The following is an 18,716-nucleotide window of genomic DNA, read 5'->3' as shown; positions in this document are numbered from 1 at the left end:
GGCGTCGCGTTTCATGCACGCACCGTCGAGGCGCCGCGGCGCAGCGCCAGCAGCGTGTACCCGAGCGCCAGCACGCACGCCGACAGCGCGGCGACGTTCAGCGCCACCGTGGCGGCGCCGACGGTGTCGGGGTCGAGGAAGTAGTAGGGCGGACGGCGGCCGGCGCGGTTGAGCACCAACAGCGCCAACGCGAGATACGCCGCCGGGTACGCCAGCCAGGCCACCGGCTGCCACCACGGCACCGGGGGCGCCGGGACCGTCCCGCGCCCGACCACCAGCCAGTCGGCCAACGCGAGCGCGGGGACCACGACGTGCAACAGGATGTTGGCCGGCGTGTAGCCCATGCTGTACTCGGTCAGGAACAGGTTCCAGATCACGCCTGCCATCACCACGTACAGCACCACCGCGCCGCGCAGCCCGACGCGGGCGTCGGCCCGCGGCGAGGCCAGGGTCCACAGGTAGTACCCGGCGGCCAGCAGGTTGGCCTGGTAGGTGAAGGTGATCAGCCGCCAGCCCACGCCCCGGCTGGACGTCAGCTCGACCAGCACCAGTGCGGCCAGCACGCACCCGACGATCGCCAGCCGCAAGCCGGTGCGCAGCGCTGACGGTGCGGCCGGGATATTCACTCCCGCCAGGGTATGCGTTACCCCGGTGTGCGCTCGGCCATGATCCCGGTCAGCATCCCGGGGTCCACGTTGCCGCCGGACAGGATCAGCACGGTCGGGCCCGGCGGTGTGCTGCCCTGCCGGTAGGCCGCCAGCGGCACCGCGCCGCTCGGCTCGGCGACCAGATGCGCGCGGTACACCAGTTCGCGTACCGCGGCGCGGATCTCGTCCTCGGACACCGTGAGGATTCCGGCCAGCACCCGCTGCAAGTGGGCGAAGGTCAGCTCCGAGGGCTGCGACCGCAGCCCGTCGGCGATGGTGCGGTTGCGGTCCTCGATCGGCCAGTCGACCCGGTGGCCGACGCGCAGCGCCTCCGCGGTGTCGGCGGCGAGCTCCGGCTCGACACCGAAGACGGCGGCGTCGGGGCACAGCGCGGAGATCGCGGTGCCGATGCCCGATGCCAGTCCCCCGCCGCTGACCGGGACCAGCACGGTGCGCACCGAGGGCAGGTCCTCGGCGATCTCCAGGCCGATGGTGCCCTGGCCGGCGATCACGTCGGGGTGGTCGAACGGCGGGATCATCGCCCCTCCGGTGTCGCGCAGCACCTGCTCGGCGACCGCCTCGCGCTGTCCCGCCGCGCACAGCACCACCCGCGCACCGAGGTCGCGGGTGGACTGGATCTTGACCGCCGGGGTCTCCTCCGGCATCACGATGTGCGCCCGCAACCCGAAGGCCGCCGCGGCATAGGCCACGGCCTGGGCGTGATTGCCGCTGGAATAGGCCACCACGTCGGTGGCGTCGTCCTTGACCGCGGCCACGGCATTGAACGCACCGCGCACCTTGAACGCGCCGATGGGCTGCAGGCTCTCCGGTTTGATCCACAGCGGCCGGTCCGGATCGCCCCAGCGAGCGGCCAGCAGCGGCGTGCGCACCACATGGGGCCGGATCCGGTCGGCCGCTGCCCGGACATCGTCGATCGTCACCAGTTTCACGAGGTCCAAGTCTGGTGCATGCCGTCGGCGCCGACGTTCCGGGTGGTGCCTAGGCCTTCCGGCCACGTCCAGGAGCCTCGGGATTTCCGGGGCGCTCCCGCAGGCGGTCGACGAACGCGTTCGGTGGACCGGTCAGAGCTGCCTTGGCCGCGGCCCGCGGGGCCGCGGTGACGGTGTCGGCCGTTGCGCGTTCCCGACGGCGGCCGGCCGGTACCGTCACCCTGATGGGGCACGAGCACGGACCTCACCGCGAAGTTCCGCCGGGCATGGCCGAACAGCTGGATCTGGCGCACGCGGGGATGACGTCCTTCGGTCAGCGGCCGTTCCTCACCGAAGTCGGCCAACTCGATTCCTGGCGACCCGACGTGGCCATCGTCGGGGCCCCGTTCGACATCGCGACCACGAACCGGCCTGGTGCACGCTTCGGGCCGCGGGCCATCCGGGCCACCGCCTACGAGCCCGGCACTTATCACATGGATCTGGGGCTGGAGATCTTCGACTGGCTCGAGGTCGTCGACTTCGGTGACGCGTACTGCCCGCACGGCCAGACCGAGGTGTCCCACCGCAACATCAGGGACCGTGTGCACGCGGTGGCCGCGCGGGGCATCGTGCCGGTGGTCCTGGGCGGCGACCACTCGATCACCTGGCCCGCGGCGACGGCGGTGGCCGATGTGCACGGCTACGGCAACGTCGGCATCGTGCATTTCGACGCGCACGCCGACACCGCCGACGAGATCGAGGGCAATCTGGCCAGCCACGGCACCCCGATGCGACGGCTGATCGAGTCCGGCGCGGTGCCCGGATCACACTTCGTCCAGGTCGGTCTGCGCGGTTACTGGCCGCCGCAGGACACCTTCGAGTGGATGCTCGAGCAGCAGATGACCTGGCACACGATGCAGGAGATCTGGGAGCGGGGCTTTCAGGCGGTGATGGCCGACGCGGTGAGCGAGGCACTGGCCAAGGCCGAGAAACTGTACGTCTCAGTCGACATCGACGTGCTCGACCCCGCGCACGCCCCCGGCACCGGCACCCCGGAGCCGGGCGGCATCACCAGCGCCGACCTGCTGCGAATGGTGCGGCAACTCTGCCACCGGCACGACGTCGTCGGGGTGGACGTGGTCGAGGTGGCGCCCGCCTACGACCACGCCGAACTGACCGTCAACGCGGCGCACCGCGTGGTGTTCGAGGCGCTGGCCGGGATGGCGGCCAAGCGGCGCGACGCGGCCGGGGCCCGGCCGGGACCGCCGGCGCGCCCCTGACCGCCGGTCAGGCCTTCTTCACCAGAGTGAACTGGCACACGTCGGTGTAACCGTCGCGGAACAGGTCCGCGCAACCGGTCAGGTACTTCATGTACCGGTCGTAGACCTCTCGGGACTGGATCGCGACGGCTTCGTCTTCGCGCTTGCGCAGCGCGTCGGCCCAGATGTCGAGCGTCTTGGCATAGTGCGGCTGCAGCCGCTGCTGACGCTGCACCGTGAACCCGGCCTTGGTCGCATGCTCTTCGACGACCTCGGGCTTGGGCAGGTCACCGCCGGGGAAGATCTCGTCCATGATGAACTTCGAGAACCGCAGCAGCTTCATCGTCACCGGCAGGCCCTTTGCCGCGAACTCCTCGTCGCTGGGCTTGATGATGGTGTGCAGCATCATCACGCCGTCCTCGGGAAGCACCTGATAGGCCTTCTTGAAGAACTCGTCGTAGCGGTCACGGCCGAAATGCTCGAACGCGCCGATCGACACGATGCGGTCGACGGGCTCGTCGAACTGCTCCCAGCCGGCCAGCAGCACGCGCTTGCTGCGTGGGCTGTCGAGTCCATCGAGCACCTTCTGGACATGGGCCTGCTGGTTGCGGCTCAGGGTCAGGCCGATGACGTTCACGTCGTACTTCTCGGCGGCGCGCTTGATGGTGGCGCCCCAGCCGCAGCCGATGTCGAGCAGCGTCATGCCGGGCTCGAGGCCGAGCTTGCCGAGCGACAAGTCGATCTTGGCGAGCTGCGCCTCTTCCAGCGTCATGTCGTCACGCTCGAAGTAGGCGCAGCTGTAGGTCTGGGTCGGGTCGAGGAACAGACGGTAGAACTCGTCCGACAGGTCGTAGTGCGACTGGACGTCCTCGAAGTGAGGCTGCAGGTCCGAAGAGCCGCTCGGGTTTTCAGGCAAGGTAGGAGCTCTCGTAGATTTGGGGAATCTGGTCGGGGACGGCCCCGCCGTGTTTCGAGGACCTGTCCCGTTCGCGCAGTTACGGAATCGTACCGCACAGCAACGGCCGGCCGGCAGCAGACCACATGCCGGCCCCGGGGTGCGTGCGACGCGCCGGAGTGGGTACCCGGTGCACGGTCCGGCCGCGTCCGGCCCGACCGCGCATATGGTGAAACGACACCCCCTGTCCCCTACCTCCCGGAGAGATCACCGATGACCACCCCCGACCGCAACCCGCTCGGAGACGCCCCCGAGGCCGACGTGGTCGAACAGCTGACCCCCGCCGCCGACGTCGACGAGGAGAGCTGGGCCGACGCCGCACAGATCGGCGCGGACCGCAGCTGGCAGGCCAGCGAGGCCGATCTGATCGAGCAGTCCATCCCGGTGCCCGAGGACGAGTCCGAGTTCGACCGCTGAGGTTGCCGTCACCGGTCGGCGGGTATGTCGGCTCGGTGAAGGACGCGACTGACGAGACGATCGACGCCGTCGGCAAGGTGACCGAGGCGCTGGAGTTCGTGGAGCGGGCCCGCGGGCATCTGTACTCCTTCCATCAGTTGATGGGCCACGCGGACCTGGTGCTCGGCGAAGCCTGCGAGGCGTTGCGCGAGGCTGGACACGAAGCAGTGGCCGAGCGCCTGGAAAACGAGATCGTGGGCCGCAACGTGCTGAACGGGCGGTGGACGTTCCAGGTCGTCGAGGAGTTCGACGACGACTACTGGTCCCTGTTCCGCGAGCACGAGGCCCGCGTCCGGGACGAGCTGGTCGGCGGGGCGCGGCACCTGCACGAAGCCCGGATGAAAGAGGACCGGCGCACGCACGGCAGAGAGGGTCATGAACGGCGGCCCTGAAGCTACCCTTGGGCCGTATGGGCCCGGGCGCAGACAACGCAACCGTCACCCGGACGAACGGGGTCGCTCCGCCGCAGGTGCCGCTGGCCGACGTCGACCTGGGCTCCTGGGATTTCTGGGGTCGCGATGACGACTACCGCGACGGAGCGTTCGCCACGCTGCGCCGTGAGGCGCCGGTCTCCTTCCACTCGGCCTACGTCGTCGACGCTCAGGACCCGGTGGCCGGGCACTGGGCACTGACCCGTCACGAGGACGTGTTCTTCGCGAGCAGGCACCCCGAGATCTTCAGCTCCGCGCTGGGAATCGTCATCGGCGACCAGACCCCTGAGCTCGCCGAGTATTTCGGCTCGATGATCGCGATGGACGACCCGTGGCACACCCGACTCCGCAACATCGTGCGCAGCGCGTTCACTCCGCGGGTACTGGCGATGATCGAGGATTCGGTGCGTCAGCGCGGACGCAGCCTCGTCGCGGACATGGTGGCCGCCCACCCCGACGGCCGCGGGGACATCGTCGCCGAGCTGGCCGGCCCGCTGCCGTTGCAGATCATCTGCGACATGATGGGCATCCCGGAGCGCGACCACCAGAAGGTGTTCCACTGGACCAACGTGATCCTCGGGTTCGGCGACCCCGAGATCGCCACCGACTTCGACGAATTCGTCAGCGTGGCGATGGACATCGGTGCCTATGCGACCGCGCTGGCCGAAGACCGGCGCGCCCGCCCCGGCGACGATCTGACCACCAGCCTGGTCCGTGCCGAGCTCGACGGCGAGCGCCTGACCTCGGCCGAGGTGGCGTCGTTCTTCATCCTGCTGGTGGTGGCCGGCAACGAGACCACGCGCAACGCGATCAGCCACGGGGTGCTGGCGCTGAGCCGATACCCCGACCAGCGTGAGCGTTGGTGGGCCGACTACGCCGGCATGGCACCCACTGCCGTGGAGGAGGTGGTCCGATGGGCCTCTCCCGTCGCCTACATGCGCCGTACCGCCACCCGTGACGTCGAGGTGGCCGGGGTGAGAATCGCTGCGGGCGACAAGGTTTCGCTGTGGTACGGGTCAGCCAACCGGGATGAGACGAAGTTCGACGATCCGTGGTCGTTCGACGTCGGCCGCCACCCCAACCCGCACGTGGGCTTCGGGGGTGGCGGCGCGCACTTCTGTCTGGGGGCCAATCTCGCTCGCCGCGAGATCACGGTCGCATTCGAGGAGTTGCACCGGCAGGTGCCAGACATCCGCGCCGTCGCCGAGCCCGATCGTCTGCACTCGGCGTTCATCCACGGGATCAAGCGCCTGCCGGTGGCCTGGGACGGTTAACGACTGCGCACGTCCGGGCGCACCTGCGGGTCGCCGTCGTGCAGGCCGGTGGTGCCGTCGCGGTCGGTGACGGCGTGCTTGCCGCCGAGACCGGCGTCGTCGTTCTTGGCGTCGAAGGTCTTCGCGGTGTCGTTCTTGGCGTTCGAGGTGCTGCGGGGATCCAGCTTGTCGGCGTGCTCACGGCGCGCGTCGATGTGTTCCTGCGAGTGGCTCAGCGAGTCGCGACGGCTCGCGGCGGTATCGGCCAGACGTGCGGCCTCGGCCGCCTTGGCGTCCGCCTCGGCCTGCGCGGCACGGGCCTTGGCCTCGGTCTCCTCCACGATCGAGGCCTGACGCTGCACGCGCTTGCTGTCCTGGTGGACCTCCTGGCGGATGCGGTCGGCTTCCTCGGCACGGCGGCGGTTGCGGGTACGGCGGGCCAGGAAGACCACCACCCCGACGACGATGAGCGCGATGATGGCGGCGATCACGATCCACACGACATTGTTGGTGTCCATGCCCGGCTCCTAGAGTCACGGGGGCAGCCACGGTTGACGGCCCCGTTGATTGGCCGGATGCCCGGGCAGCGGACGAGCTAAACCGTGACGCCGTCAGGGTTCCGTCATAGTCGCATCACATTTCGGTCAGAGCGTGGCGGTGCGCGGACCGCTTTCCTGGCAGGACTTCTGCGGCGGATTGCCCTTGGTCGCGCACCCGCGCCCGGTCGCGGTGTAGGTGGCTCCGGGGCGATAGGGCTGGAAGAACACCTGGGCGGGAACGATGCCGGGGCCCTGGGCGCAGAGGCCGGGCCCGGCGTCGCCCTGCATCTGCAGGCACGCGGTGGTCGAGTAGGTCGTGCCGCCGTCGCAGCCGCGGGTGGTGACGGTGGCGGTGACCATGTCGGTGCCGGACACGTTGACCACGGTCGGCGCGCTGAGCTCGTAGTCGCACGCGGCGGTCGGAGCGGGTTGCGCGGCGGCGACGGCAGTCGTGGATCCCAGCAACGAGGCGGTGGCGGCCAGCACGGCGAACGTCCGGAACATCCCTGGATCGTAGGGCACCGCGCCGCGCCGGCTATCCGACGTGGGTCCCCAGCCAGCCCAGGGTGCGCGACCAGGCATCGGCTGCCGCAGCGGGGTCGTAGCGGTCGCCGGTGTCGTTGAAGAAGGCGTGGTTGGCGCCGGGTTCGGTGACCAGTTCGTGCACCATCCCGGCTTTCTGCAGCGCAGCCCTGGCTGCCGGTTCGGTGGCGTTGACCCGCTGATCGAGTTCGCCGTAGAAACCCAGCACCGCGACATTGCGCGATCCGGCGAAGTCGGGATTGTCGGGGGTGGGTCCGTAGAACGGGAACGCCGCGGCCAATTCCGGCGCTCCTTCGGCCAGCAACCGCCACACCAGCCCGCCACCCATGCAGAACCCGATCGCGGCGATCTTGCGCCGGGGGGCGCGGCGGGTGACCTCGGCGATGCCCGACCTCAGATCGGCGATCATGTCCTCCGGCGCCCGGTTGCCCAGCGCCGCGGTGGCCTCGGCCGGGTCGGCGAACCGCGCGGTGCCGCCCTGCTCGGACAGCAGGTCGACAGCCAGGCTGGAATAGCCGGCCCCGGCGAGGCGGCCCGCCACCGAACGCACCCAGTCGTTGAGTCCCTTGTTCTCGTGGATCACCAGGATCCCGCCGCGGGCATCGTCGGCATGGGCCCACGCGCCCTGCAGGTCACCGCGCGGGCCGCCCAGGTCACCGGCACGGTGGGCAGTGCCTTGTCCATGCCGGGCGGCGGTGCGGACGTGGACGATTCGTCGCCGGCCGGGGCCTCGCTGTTCTGGGCCTCCTGCCTGTTCTGCCCGCACGCGGTGATCAGCGCGGTGGCGGCCGCGGTGCCGACGCCCAGCAGGGCGAGCCGACGCAGCGCCTCCCGGCGCGACATCAGGCCGTCGACGTGGTCGGTCGCGATCTCCTCGGCGATGTAGCGCTGCAACGGCGTCACAAGGCCCGATTATGCGCTTGTGGCCAGTTCACCGGTGCCGAGTAGACACACGCCGAATTCTGTTCACCGATTTCGTTGACACCCGTCGGACGGCGCTGTTCGATGAGGGCTGTGACCTACGACACGATCATTCGCGGCGGCCGCTGGTTCGACGGCACCGGCGCTCCTTCGGCGGTGCGCACCCTCGGCATCCGGGACGGGCACGTCGCCGCCATCAGTGACGGCGACCTCGACGAGACCGGCTGCCCGCAGGTGATCGACGCCGCCGGCAAATGGGTGCTGCCCGGCATGCTCGACATCCACACCCACTACGACATCGAGGTGCTCGGCGGACCGGCCCTGGCGGAGTCGCTGCGCCACGGCGTGACCACGGTGATGCTCGGCTCGTGCTCGCTGTCGACGGTCTACGTGGACGGCCCCGACGCCGGCGACATCTTCGGACGCGTCGAGGCCATCCCCCGCGAGCACGTGATCGCCGCGGTGGAGCGGCACAAGAACTGGTCCAGCGGCGAGGAGTACATCGCCGCGCTGGAGGCGCGCCCGCTCGGCCCCAACGTCGCGGCGTTCCTCGGGCACTCCGACATGCGCGCGGCCACCATGGGCCTGGACCGCGCCACCCGCAAGGACGAGCGGCCGACCGCGGGCGAGCAGGCCCGAATGGAGCAGATGCTCACCGAGGCGCTGCGCGCCGGGTTCGTCGGGATGTCCTCGCAGCAACTGCTGTTCGACAAACTCGACGGCGAGGTGTGCCGCTCGCGCACGCTGCCCTCGACCTATGCCAAGCCGCGCGAACTGCGCCGGCTCAAGTCCCTGCTGCGCCGGTCCGGCCGGGTTCTGCAGTCCGGACCCGACATCGAGAACCCGCTCGACGTGGGCTCGCAGGTCTTCCGGTCGCTCGGTGTGTTCCGCAACCCGCTCAAGACCAGCCTGCTCTCGGCGGCCGACATCAAGTCCAACCCGGCAGCCGTGAAACTGCTGGGACCGCTTGCGCGCCTGGTGAACCGGCTCGGTGGCGATTTCCGATGGCAGCATCTGCCGGTGCCGTTCGAGGTGTACGCCGACGGTATCGACCTGGTGATCTTCGAGGAGTTCAGCGCCGGTGCGGCCGCGCTGCACCTGGCCGACGAGGTCGAGCGCAACGAACTGCTGCGCGACGAAGCCTACCGGCGCCGCTTCCGCAAGGACTACGACGCGAAGTTCGGCATGCGGGTGTGGCACCGCGACTTCTTCGACGCCGAGATCGTCTCCTGCCCTGAGGAATCGGTGATCGGCCAGTCGTTCGGTGAGGTGGGCCGGGCGCGCGGCCTGCACCCGGTGGATGCGTTCCTCGACCTCGTGCTCGCGCACGGCAAGGAACTGCGCTGGCGCACCACGATCTCCAACCACCGGCCCGAGGTGCTCCGAAAACTCGCTGCCGACAGCGGAATCCAGATGGGCTTCTCGGACGCCGGGGCGCACCTGCGCAACATGGCGTTCTACAACATGGGCCTGCGCCTGCTGCGCCACGTGCAGGACGCGGCCAGGGCCGGGCGGCCGTTCATGACGGTCGAGCAGGCCGTGCACCGACTCACCGGCGAGCTGGCGGACTGGTACCGGCTCGACGCCGGCCATCTGCGGCTCGGCGACCGCGCCGACGTGGTGATCGTCGACCCCGAGCGCCTCGACGGCACGCTGGACCGCTACGCCGAAGCGCCGGTGGAGCAGTACGGCGGGCTGTCGCGGATGGTGAACCGCAACGACGACACCGTCTCGGCCGTGTTCGTCGGCGGCCGGGCGGTGTTCCTGGACGGCGAGCTCACCGCGCTCGTCGGCGCCGAACGCACCGGACGATTCCTGCGGGCCGCCCACAGAACACCTGCGCTGCGGGACGAGGTGCCCGCTCATGCCGGTTGACCAACTGCCCGGCACCGACCGGGTCGAGGCCGCCGTGCACGGGATGTGGGAGGCGCTCTCGGCGCGCGACTGGGACTCGCTCAAGACGTTCCTGGCCACCGACTGCATCTACCTCGACGTGCCGGTCGGCCCGGCCGCAGCGGCCCGCGGGCCGGAGGACATCGTCAAACGCCTCAAGATCGGCATCGAACCGCTGGCCGGCTACCGGAACTTCCCCGGCCTGATGGTCAGCAACGGCGCCGACGTGATGTACGAACACAGCGAGCGATGGCAATGGGCCAGCGGCGAATCCGCGCTGCTGAAGTTCGTCACCGTGCACCGGGTGCAGGACGGGCTGATCACGCTGTGGAAGGACTACTGGGACATGAGCGCACTGGCCGACCACGCTCCGCCGACCTGGTTGGCGGACTTCGCCGACGCGGACATGTCATGGGTCTTCGACGCGACCGGACTGGTGTGAGGAGCAGACAATGCTGGATCTGAAGATCACCGGCGGCACGGTCGTCGACGGAACCGGCGCCGACCGCTTCCGGGCCGACATCGGTGTCAAGGACGGGCGCATCGTCGAGGTGCGCCGCCGCGACGGCGAGGACCAGGGACTGCAGACGGAGGCGGCACAGGAGATCGACGCGACCGGACGGATCGTCGCGCCGGGGTTCGTCGACGTGCACACCCATTACGACGGGCAGGTCACCTGGGACGAGACCCTCGAGCCGTCGAGCATGCACGGAGTCACCACCGTGGTCAGCGGCAACTGTGGGGTCGGCTTCGCCCCGGTCCGGCCCGGGCGTGAGCAGTGGCTGATCGAGCTGATGGAAGGCGTCGAGGACATCCCCGGGTCCGCGCTGGCCGAAGGCATCACCTGGCAGTGGGAGAGCTTCCCCCAGTACCTGGACGCCATCGAGAAGCGCAGCCTCGCCGTCGACTACGGCACCCAGATCGCCCACGGTGCGGTGCGCGGATACGCGATGGGTGAGCGCGGAGCCCGCAACGAGGAGGCCACCGCCGAGGATATCGCCGCGATGGCCCGCCTCGTCACCGAAGCCGTCGAGGCCGGCGCGCTGGGCTTCTCCACCTCGCGCACCGAGGCGCACCGCGCGATCGACGGGCGGGCGGTCCCCGGCACCTACGCCGCCGAGGCCGAGCTGTTCGGACTGGGCCGCGCGATGGCCGCGGGCGGCCGCGCGGTGTTCGAGGTGGCCCCGCAGGGTACTGCGGGCGAAAGTCCGGCCGAGGCGTGCATGCGTGAGATGGAATGGATGGCAAAGCTTTCCGAGGATATCGACCGGCCGGTGTCCTTCACGCTGATCCAGGCTTCGCACACACCGGACCTCTGGCGTCGACAGCTCGACCGAGCCGAGAAGGCCCATGAGAACGGTGTCGAGTTGTACGCACAGTTCGCCGCCCGCCCGTTCGGGATGTTGCTGGGTTTCCCCGGGTACCACGCCTTCACCCACCGCCCGACGTTCCGCGCGGTGTCGGCGGGGTCGACCCGTGGCGAACTCGCGGCCCGGTTGGCCGATCCCGCGGTCAAGGCGGCGATCCTCGCCGAGGAGGATCTGCCTCCGACGCCGGGCGCACTGCTCGACGGTCTGTTCGCGCTGGCGCAGTACAGCACCGAGCGTATCTACGCCATCGGCGATCCTCCGGACTACGAACCGACGCCGGACAAGACGGTGGCGGCGATCGCGGCGGCCCGCGGTCAGAATCCGCTGGAGACGATGTACGACCTGATGCTGGAGGCCGACGCCGGCGCCATGCTCATGCTGCCGTTCTTCAACTACGCCGAGGGCGACCACCGCGCGATCCACGAGATGATGCAAAGCCCCGCCGCGGTTTCCGGCCTGTCGGACGGCGGCGCGCACTGCGGACTGATCTGCGACGCCTCCTACCCCACCTTCCTGCTGACACATTGGGCCAGGGACCGGCACCGGGGCCCGAAGTTCTCGCTGGAATACGTGGTGCGCAAGCAAACCCTCGAAACCGCAACGCTTTTCGGTCTGTCCGACCGCGGCGTGATCGCTACCGGCAAGCGGGCCGACGTCAATGTCATCGACATGGACGCGCTGCGCCTGGGAGTGCCGCGGATGGTCTACGACCTGCCCGCCGGCGGGCGCCGCCTGATCCAGGGCGCGTCGGGCTATGACGCGACGGTGGTCAACGGCGTGGTGACCCGGCGACACGGCGCGGACACCGGCGCCCGGCCGGGCCTGCTGCTGCGCGGAGTCCGCTGACTTGCCCGCCGAAATTGCGTTCCACGCGGTGTTTTCGCGAAAAGAGCCGCGTGGAATGCAATTTCGCGGGACAGGTCAACCGGCGAGCAGGCCGTCGATCTGATTGATGGCCGACGAGGCGCCCTCGACCATGCCCATGTCGAGAACCTTCTGCAGGTCCTCGGCGGACTCGTAGACGCTGACGAAGGTCGACCGGGTGCCACCGTCGTGCTCGGCGAACGTGAAGACGTTCTTGGACACCGGCATATCGGGGTCCGGGTTGAAGTCCAGGTCGGCGAACCCGTCGTCGAACTCGAAGCCGTTCGGTTCGTCCACGGCCGTCACCTGCCAGTACCCGGGGTACTTCTCCCCGTCCGGTCCGGTCATGAAGTAGGTCACGCGGCCGCCGGGCCGCAGCTCGTGGTCCACCACGGTCGCCGGGCAGTCCGGTGGCCCCCAGACCTTTTCGAGCTGGCGCGGGTCGGCGTAGATCTGCCACACCCGGCGCACCGGAGCGGCGAAATCGGCGACGATGGTGAGCGTCCGGTTCTCCAGATCCTGGAACACGTCGGTCACTGGCATGGTCATTCCTCCTGATCGGGGTCCTCATTCGGGCGTTCGGCGGCGATGAGCGCGTCGATGCGGGCCACCCGGCCACGCCAGATCTGCTCCAGTTCGGTGAGCAGGGCCGCCACCGACCGGACCGCCGTCACGTCACCGCTGGCCAGTTGCTCGCGGCCGTTGCGCCGCTTGGTCAGCAGACCGGCCCGGTCCAGTACGGCGACGTGTTTCTGTACCGCGGCGAAGCTCATGTCGTAGTTCGCCGCCAGCGCGGAGACCGAGTGCTCTCCGGCGAGCACCCGGCGCATGATGTCCCTCCGGGTGCGATCGGCGAGCGCGTGGAACAGTGCGTCCGCCCTGTCCTCGTCCTGCACGATCACCACCACAACATACAACCGAATGGTTGCATGTTGTCAAGGGGTCTGCGGCAGGTAATTACAGCGTGAGCTTGCAGGCCTGACCGATGTCGAGGGTGCGCAGCATGCGGCCCATGCCCACCCACATCGCGCACGAGATGGCCAGGTCGGTCAGCAGTTCGCCGTCGAAATGCTCGCCGGCGCGCCGCCAGAAGTCCTCGTCGTCGCGCAGTTCGGTGTGCCCGGTGGCGAACCGGTGGGCGAACTCCATCGCGACGCGCTCCTGGTCGCTGTAGCCCGGCCAGGTCCGCCACTGCGTGGCGTAGTCGTAGAACTCCTCGTCGATCCCGTTGGCCTCGCCTTCGCCATCCCGGGTGTTCTGGCAGACCACGCACTCGTTGGCGTAGGCGATGACGATGCGTGCGGCTTCCCGGACCCGCATCGGCAGCCGGCTCTTGGTGTAGACGGCGTTGGCCAACTGGGCCATCGCGGTGCCCAGTTCGGGCGACTTCACCGCGAACCCGGTCACGTCGTCGTCGGCGAAGTCCCCGATTCGGCTCATGAACCGCATGCTAGCCGCGTTGATTCGCCGCGGTGGCCAGTTGGTTCCGGTCGTCGTCCCAGTCGCGCTGCACCAGCAACCGCTGCGCGATCTTCTCCAGCGCGGCCTCGACCTCGGCGCGGTCCGGGCGGCCCTCGAAACCCGGTGAGCTCTCCAGCTTGGCCACGATCCGGCTGACCAGCGCCGCGGACGTCGCGTCGACCTGACGCGCGCCGGACTGGGTCAACCACAGCTGGTCTCCGGTGCGCAGCGCCAGCCCGCACTCGATGAGCCGGTCGAAGGTCGGCTCCAGCACCTCTGGCGGCACCCGCAGGCGTTCGGCCATCTCGCTGAGCCGCGCCGACCCGAAAACCTGACTCTGCCGGTAGATCTGGATCACCGCCCACAGCAGCGCCACGTCGGACTCGCAGCCGCGGGTGCCCGCGATGCTGCGCAGCCGGATCTCCGGCGACTGGCGCACCAGCCGGCTCACCGCCGTCTCCAACATCTCCTCCGGGGTGTCGGAGGTGGGCATCCCGAAGCCCTCCCCCATGTCCCGCGCCGCGGCCGCCTCGATCTCCTGCAGCGGCACCTGTTTGAGCGTCAGCGCGACGACGAAACCGATCGCGGCGACCGGGGCCGCACACAGGAACACCAGACCCAGCGAGTCCGCGTACGCGGTCACGATCGGGGCGGCGACCTCCGGTGGCAGCTGATGCAGCACCCGCGGGGACTCGGCGGCCTCGGGTGGGGCGCCGCCGGCGGCCAGCGCGGTCGTGATCCGCGCGTGCAGGAAGTTGGCGAACAGCGACCCGAAGATCGCCGCGCCGAACGAGCTTCCGATGGTCCGGAAGAACGTCACCCCCGAGGTGGCCACCCCGAGGTCGGAGAACTTCACCGTGCTCTGCACGATCAGGATCAGCACCTGCATGCACATGCCGATGCCGGTGCCCAGGACGAACAGGTACGCGCTCTGCTGCAGCATCGGGGTGCTCGCGTCCATCTGCGAGAGCAGCACGAAGCCCAGCACCATCACCGCGGTGCCGGCCACCGGGAAGATCTTGTAGCGGCCGGTGCGGCTGACCAGTACACCGCTGCCCATCGAGGTCAGCAGCAGCCCGCCGACCATCGGCAGGGTGCGCAGTCCCGATTCAGTGGCCGAGACGCCGTCGACGAACTGCATGAACGTCGGCAGGAACGTCAGCGCACCGAGCATCGCGAAGCCGACGATGAACGACAGGATGCAGCACACCGTGAACACCGGGCTGGCGAACAGCCGGATCGGCAGGATCGGTTCGGCGGCGCGCAGTTCCACGCGCACGAAGAGGACCAGGGCGATCACCGAGCCGACGAACAGCCCGATGATCTGCGGCGACGACCAGGCGTAGGTGCCGCCGCCCCAGCTGGTGGCCAGCGTGAGCCCGGAGGCGCCGAGCCCGATCAGCGCGATGCCGGCGAAGTCGATGACCGGTTTCCCGCGCCTGGTCAGCGCCGGGATGGTGGTCAGCGCGACCATGAGCACCACGATGCCGATCGGGACGTTGATCCAGAAGGCCCAGCGCCAGCTGAGGTGATCGGTGAAGTACCCGCCGAGCAGCGGTCCGATCACCGTCGTCACGCCGAACACCGCACCCAGTGCACCCTGGTAACGCCCGCGGTCACGCAGCGGGATCACCTCACCGATCAACGCTGCCGCGGTGACCATCAGCGCGCCGCCGCCGATGCCCTGCAGGGCACGGGAGGCAACGAGCATCTCCATCGACGAGGAGATGCCGCACAGCACCGAACCGGCCAGGAAGAACAGGATGGCCACGGCGAAGATCACCTTGCGGCCGAACATGTCGCCGAGCTTGCCGACGATCGCGGTGGCGATGGTCGAGGCCAGCAGGTAGCTCGTGACCACCCAGGACTGGTGGCCCGCGCCTCCGAGGTCGGCGACCACGGTCGGCAGCGCCGTCGCGACGATCGTCTGGTCCAGCGCGGCCAGCAGCATGCCGAGCACCACCGCGACGAAGATGATGTTGCGCCGCTGCGGACTGACGGGGGTCGGCTCCGCCGGCTCGGTGGCCTCGCGATGTGCTGCAGGGGACGCCGTCATGCCTGCCTTCCTGGTTGCACGTAGCTCTCATAGCTCATCGTTAGGTGAGCTATGGAAGTTACGCTAGTCAGGCAGCCGGCATTCCCGCCGACGTGAAACCCGAACCCCTACTGCGGCGGACGGGACACGCACTGAGCCAGGTACAGCTCCTCGCCCAGCTTGGCCATCAGCTCCAGCTGGGTCTCCAGATAGTCGATGTGCAGTTCCTCGTCGGCCAGGATCTTCTCCAGCAAGGTCGCCGACGTCGCGTCGCCCTTCTCGCGGCACATCATGATGCCCGGCTTGAGCCGTGCGACCACCTCGTACTCGATCGCCAGATCGGCCTCGAACTGCTCTCGCACGGTCTGCCCGACCCGCAGGGAGAACAGCCGCTGGTAGTTCGGCAGGCCGTCCAGGATGAGAATGCGATCGGTGATGTGCTCGGCGTGAACCATTTCCTCGAATGATTCTTTCCGAGTGTGCTCGGCCAATTCGGAGAATCCCCAATTGTCCTGCATCTTGGAATGCAGGAAATACTGGTTGATGGCCGTCAATTCGCTCGTCAATTGCTCGTTGAGCAATTTGAGGACCTCGGGATCGCCTTGCATGATCGGCTCCTAAACGCCTGGCGGGCTGATTGCGTGCGCTATCTGCACGGGCTGTGTGCGAGCCCTTTCAATCTAGTGCATTTCGCAGGGCAAATGAACGCCAATGTGCGTGTGCGGGGCGTGTTGCCGCGAAGTTCCGCCGGGCGGGACCCCAGTTCAGCCGCCAACTCTGGACTGCCTAGGCTAAGTAAGGTTAGACTGCGCTAACTGATTCCGGCCGACTATAGGTAAGGGTAACCAATGGGTGAGTACGATCTGCACTCATTCATTCTTGCCTGTGATTTCCGGGTCGACGACATCGACCGCATGTGGGAATGGCTCAAGCGGCACCGGGAATCCCTTTCGGAGATCGGCGCCCATCATGTCGTGCTCTACGAATCCATTTGGGAGCCGCGCCGCGTGCTGGCGACTATCGGAATCCGCAACGCGCATTCGATTCGCGACGTGCTGAGTTCGCCGGCGATGTTCGAATGGTTCGACATTTCCGGCGCCGACGACATTCCGCCGGTATTCGGCGGCGAGGTTGTCGAGAAGATCGATCTGGACGGGGTCAGCGACGCGGCCCACGTCGGCCGGGTCGTCGTCGGCGTGATGTCCTCGGTGGCCGACGTGGCGGAACTGATGGTCAAGGTCCACGACGGCCTGGAGCGGTTCAAGAAGGGCGGGGTCCGCAAGATCTGGGTGTACCGCGCCCTGGACGACGGCCATGAGGTGCTGATCCTGCAGGAGATCGCCGACGAGGCCAGCGCCCGGCAGTGGATCGAGCATCCCGACGCCGCGGCCGAGTGGATGACCAACGCGGGCATGGGCCCCTACCCCAAACGGTTCGTGGGCCGGTTCGCGCACCTGATGAGCGTCGGCGAACAGGGTTAGGGGCCGCGATGTTCGTCTGTCTGTGCACCGGCGCCACGAGCCACGTGGTCAACGAGGTCGTGGCCAACGGCGCCCGGACGTCCAAGGACATCGCCGAGGCGTGCGGTGCCGGAGCCGACTGCGGCCGGTGCCGGCGCACGCTGCGGGCCATCATCGAGGCGCACTACGCGTGCAGGCCGGAGAGGGTCGCGCGGTAGCGCTCAGGACTTGCGCTGACCGGTGAACTCGGCGAGCGCCGCGGCGTTGGCGATCCCGCCGAGCAATTCCTGGAAGTGCGCGTTCTCCCGTTCGGTCGCGGCCGCGATCCCGTCGCGATACGGGGCCACGATCGTCTTCTTGACCGCGACCAGACTCGGGATCGACCGGGCGGCAAGAACTTCGGCGTGTCGACGGGCCTCGGCCAGCAGTTCCTCCGGTTCGCAGACCTTCCACGCGATCCCCATGCGCTGGGCCTCGGCGGCGTCGACCCACTCCGAGGACAGCAGCAGCCATGCCGCGTTCTGCCGACCGATCAACTGCGGCAACAGGTATGACGAAGCAGCCTCGGGTGCGACCCCGAGACTGGTGAACGGGCACTTCAACCGTGCCGTCGTCGACATGAACACCAGATCGGCGTACCCGAGGATCGTCGTGCCGATGCCCAGCCCGACGCCGTTGACCGCGCAGATCAGCGGCTTGGGCAGCTCGGTGAGCGCGTCGATCATCGTGGTGAAGTGGCTGCCCTCGCTGGTCAGCGAGCCATCGGCGATACCGGCCTGCATCTCCTTGAGATCGTTGCCCGCGCTGAACGCCCGCCCCGCTCCGGTGAGCAGTACGACCGCGACGTCGGGATCCTCGGCCGCGTCGCGCAGCGCGGTCGCGGTGGCCAGGTAGAGCTCCTGGTTGAACGCGTTGAGCGCCTCGGGCCGGTTCAGGACCAGGGTCCGGACCCGGTTCTCGTCGCTGATCTGCAGAGTCACGCGGGCAGCCTATCCGCAGCGGCGAACGGATCACGCCACACATAGCGACTCGTCGGCACCGTGTCGATGTTCTCGTCGGCGCCGAACGCCTTGGTGCTGGCCACCATCCGGGCCATCCGGTCGCCGACGTCGGCGTCGTCGGCGGCCCCGAAGAACGCGTGCAGATCGGAGGTCGCCTCGATCGGGAACAGTTCCTCCACGATCCCCGAGATTGCCGGCGCGTCGTCGGTCAACGCCCGCACCACGGTGTTCTGGGTGTAGCCGAACGTGGACTGGGTGTCGATCGCGACCTGGGTGTGGTGGTGGTGCCAGCGGTGCAGCCACGTCGCCTCGGCCAGGCCGGCCGGTCTGCGCAGCAACGCGATGTTGGCGAAACCCGGTGTGCGCGCGCCGGCTTCCGTGCGCGGCGCCTTGAGCGGCACCGACTCGGTCACCAGGTAGGCGGCGAGCTGCGCGCAGTGCTCGCTCAACAGCTCTGTCGCAGTGCGAATCTGATCGCCGTAGTACTGCTCGGTCCAGAGGCTGACGAAGGCCAGCACCGGGGGGTCCAGCGTGGTCAGTGTCATCAGCGAGTCCCGGACCGGCGCATCGCGCACATGCACGGTCAGCCCCGGTGCCCCGGTGCCCAGTAGGGCCTCGGCGACTTCGGTGCGAAGCCGCGCGCACCAGGCGTCGTCACCCGGGGCACCACGCAGGGCGATCATGACTTTCTCCACCCGG

The 18,716-nt window shown here is 68.9% G+C and carries 21 protein-coding genes and 1 pseudogene; 9 read left to right on the top strand and 13 right to left on the bottom strand.

What is annotated here, in order from left to right; genetic code table 11:
* Positions 1-11 precede the first annotated feature (11 nt).
* Both C6A87_RS14800 and C6A87_RS14795 read right to left on the bottom strand, forming a co-directional pair.
* Complete coding sequence (locus C6A87_RS14800) at positions 12-626, bottom strand: Pr6Pr family membrane protein (RefSeq protein WP_311112973.1); 615 nt, start codon at positions 624-626, stop codon at positions 12-14.
* 17 nt (positions 627-643) lie between these two features.
* A complete protein-coding gene (locus C6A87_RS14795; protein ID WP_311112972.1) occupies positions 644-1,597 on the bottom strand; it encodes a threonine/serine dehydratase in 954 nt (317 codons plus the stop codon).
* Positions 1,598-1,863: 266 nt separating this feature from the next.
* On the opposite strand from C6A87_RS14795, the gene speB reads away from it, so the two are divergent.
* A complete protein-coding gene (gene speB / locus C6A87_RS14790; protein ID WP_396837101.1) occupies positions 1,864-2,856 on the top strand; it encodes an agmatinase in 993 nt (330 codons plus the stop codon).
* Positions 2,857-2,863: 7 nt separating this feature from the next.
* On the opposite strand, the gene C6A87_RS14785 is transcribed toward speB, so the two are convergent.
* On the bottom strand, positions 2,864-3,751 hold the full coding sequence (locus C6A87_RS14785; protein WP_311112970.1) for a cyclopropane mycolic acid synthase family methyltransferase: 888 nt from the start codon (positions 3,749-3,751) through the stop codon (positions 2,864-2,866).
* Positions 3,752-4,003: 252 nt separating this feature from the next.
* Between C6A87_RS14785 and C6A87_RS14780 the strand changes: the two genes are divergently transcribed.
* Genes C6A87_RS14780 through C6A87_RS14770 form a run of 3 tightly spaced genes read left to right on the top strand, consistent with a single transcriptional unit; the run spans position 4,004 to position 5,951 of the window.
* Positions 4,004-4,207: a hypothetical protein gene (locus tag C6A87_RS14780; RefSeq protein ID WP_311112969.1), complete on the top strand. Its 204-nt coding sequence runs from the start codon at positions 4,004-4,006 to the stop codon at positions 4,205-4,207.
* Positions 4,208-4,242: 35 nt separating this feature from the next.
* Entirely contained in the window at positions 4,243-4,638 is a 396-nt protein-coding gene (locus C6A87_RS14775) for a hypothetical protein (RefSeq protein ID WP_311112968.1), read from the top strand.
* 17 nt (positions 4,639-4,655) lie between these two features.
* The gene (locus C6A87_RS14770; protein WP_311112967.1) at positions 4,656-5,951 is read left to right on the top strand and encodes a cytochrome P450; all 1,296 of its coding nucleotides are present in this window, start codon (positions 4,656-4,658) and stop codon (positions 5,949-5,951) included.
* Here C6A87_RS14770 and C6A87_RS14765 read toward each other — a convergent pair.
* The 3 genes and pseudogenes from C6A87_RS14765 to C6A87_RS14755 form a co-directional block, all read right to left on the bottom strand.
* Positions 5,948-6,448, bottom strand: coding sequence for a hypothetical protein (locus C6A87_RS14765; protein WP_311112966.1), 501 nt, complete (start codon positions 6,446-6,448; stop codon positions 5,948-5,950). The genes C6A87_RS14770 and C6A87_RS14765 overlap by 4 nt on opposite strands.
* A gap of 126 nt (positions 6,449-6,574) precedes the next feature.
* Positions 6,575-6,973 carry a hypothetical protein gene (locus C6A87_RS14760; RefSeq protein ID WP_311112965.1) on the bottom strand — a complete coding sequence of 133 codons (399 nt, stop codon included), beginning with the start codon at positions 6,971-6,973 and terminating at the stop codon, positions 6,575-6,577.
* Positions 6,974-7,004: 31 nt separating this feature from the next.
* Positions 7,005-7,915 (bottom strand): annotated as a pseudogene (locus C6A87_RS14755) (dienelactone hydrolase family protein).
* Between the two features lie 102 nt (positions 7,916-8,017).
* On the opposite strand from C6A87_RS14755, the gene C6A87_RS14750 reads away from it, so the two are divergent.
* From C6A87_RS14750 to C6A87_RS14740, 3 genes are read left to right on the top strand one after another with little or no spacing between them, the layout of a single operon-like run.
* Positions 8,018-9,808 carry an amidohydrolase family protein gene (locus tag C6A87_RS14750; RefSeq protein WP_311112964.1) on the top strand — a complete coding sequence of 597 codons (1,791 nt, stop codon included), beginning with the start codon at positions 8,018-8,020 and terminating at the stop codon, positions 9,806-9,808.
* The gene (locus C6A87_RS14745; RefSeq protein WP_311112963.1) at positions 9,798-10,268 is read left to right on the top strand and encodes a nuclear transport factor 2 family protein; all 471 of its coding nucleotides are present in this window, start codon (positions 9,798-9,800) and stop codon (positions 10,266-10,268) included. The genes C6A87_RS14750 and C6A87_RS14745 overlap by 11 nt, the downstream gene beginning before the upstream one ends.
* Positions 10,269-10,278: 10 nt before the next feature.
* On the top strand, positions 10,279-12,042 hold the full coding sequence (locus C6A87_RS14740) for an amidohydrolase family protein (RefSeq protein WP_311112962.1): 1,764 nt from the start codon (positions 10,279-10,281) through the stop codon (positions 12,040-12,042).
* A 75-nt stretch (positions 12,043-12,117) separates the two neighbouring features.
* Here the strand turns inward: C6A87_RS14740 and C6A87_RS14735 are convergent, their stop codons facing one another.
* The 5 genes from C6A87_RS14735 to bfr form a co-directional block, all read right to left on the bottom strand.
* Complete coding sequence (locus tag C6A87_RS14735) at positions 12,118-12,603, bottom strand: SRPBCC domain-containing protein (RefSeq protein WP_311112961.1); 486 nt, start codon at positions 12,601-12,603, stop codon at positions 12,118-12,120.
* A gap of 2 nt (positions 12,604-12,605) precedes the next feature.
* Positions 12,606-12,962, bottom strand: a complete 357-nt coding sequence (locus tag C6A87_RS14730; protein WP_311112960.1) for a metalloregulator ArsR/SmtB family transcription factor — start codon at positions 12,960-12,962, stop codon at positions 12,606-12,608.
* A gap of 55 nt (positions 12,963-13,017) precedes the next feature.
* Positions 13,018-13,500: a carboxymuconolactone decarboxylase family protein gene (locus C6A87_RS14725; protein ID WP_311112959.1), complete on the bottom strand. Its 483-nt coding sequence runs from the start codon at positions 13,498-13,500 to the stop codon at positions 13,018-13,020.
* Between the two features lie 10 nt (positions 13,501-13,510).
* Positions 13,511-15,577 carry an MDR family MFS transporter gene (locus C6A87_RS14720; protein WP_311112958.1) on the bottom strand — a complete coding sequence of 689 codons (2,067 nt, stop codon included), beginning with the start codon at positions 15,575-15,577 and terminating at the stop codon, positions 13,511-13,513.
* 107 nt (positions 15,578-15,684) lie between these two features.
* Positions 15,685-16,164 carry a bacterioferritin gene (gene bfr, locus C6A87_RS14715; RefSeq protein ID WP_311112957.1) on the bottom strand — a complete coding sequence of 160 codons (480 nt, stop codon included), beginning with the start codon at positions 16,162-16,164 and terminating at the stop codon, positions 15,685-15,687.
* 240 nt (positions 16,165-16,404) lie between these two features.
* Here bfr and C6A87_RS14710 point away from each other — a divergent pair, with 240 nt between their 5' ends.
* Positions 16,405-17,037, top strand: a complete 633-nt coding sequence (locus C6A87_RS14710) for a fatty-acid--CoA ligase (protein WP_311112956.1) — start codon at positions 16,405-16,407, stop codon at positions 17,035-17,037.
* An 8-nt stretch (positions 17,038-17,045) separates the two neighbouring features.
* Positions 17,046-17,234, top strand: a complete 189-nt coding sequence (locus C6A87_RS14705) for a (2Fe-2S)-binding protein (protein ID WP_311112955.1) — start codon at positions 17,046-17,048, stop codon at positions 17,232-17,234.
* Between the two features lie 3 nt (positions 17,235-17,237).
* Here the strand turns inward: C6A87_RS14705 and C6A87_RS14700 are convergent, their stop codons facing one another.
* Positions 17,238-17,996 (bottom strand): enoyl-CoA hydratase-related protein, encoded by a 759-nt coding sequence (locus tag C6A87_RS14700; RefSeq protein WP_311112954.1) that lies wholly within the window; start codon positions 17,994-17,996, stop codon positions 17,238-17,240.
* Positions 17,993-18,712 (bottom strand): EthD domain-containing protein, encoded by a 720-nt coding sequence (locus tag C6A87_RS14695; protein WP_311112953.1) that lies wholly within the window; start codon positions 18,710-18,712, stop codon positions 17,993-17,995. Before C6A87_RS14695 ends, C6A87_RS14700 begins: the two co-directional genes overlap by 4 nt.
* Between the last annotated feature and the right edge of the window lie 4 nt (positions 18,713-18,716).

Origin of the sequence: Mycobacterium sp. ITM-2016-00317, from assembly GCF_002968295.1 — a bacterium.
Taxonomy (GTDB): Bacteria; Actinomycetota; Actinomycetes; order Mycobacteriales; family Mycobacteriaceae; genus Mycobacterium.
The sequence above is the reverse complement of the archived record's forward strand: the minus strand, read 5'-3'. Positions and strand labels throughout refer to the sequence as shown.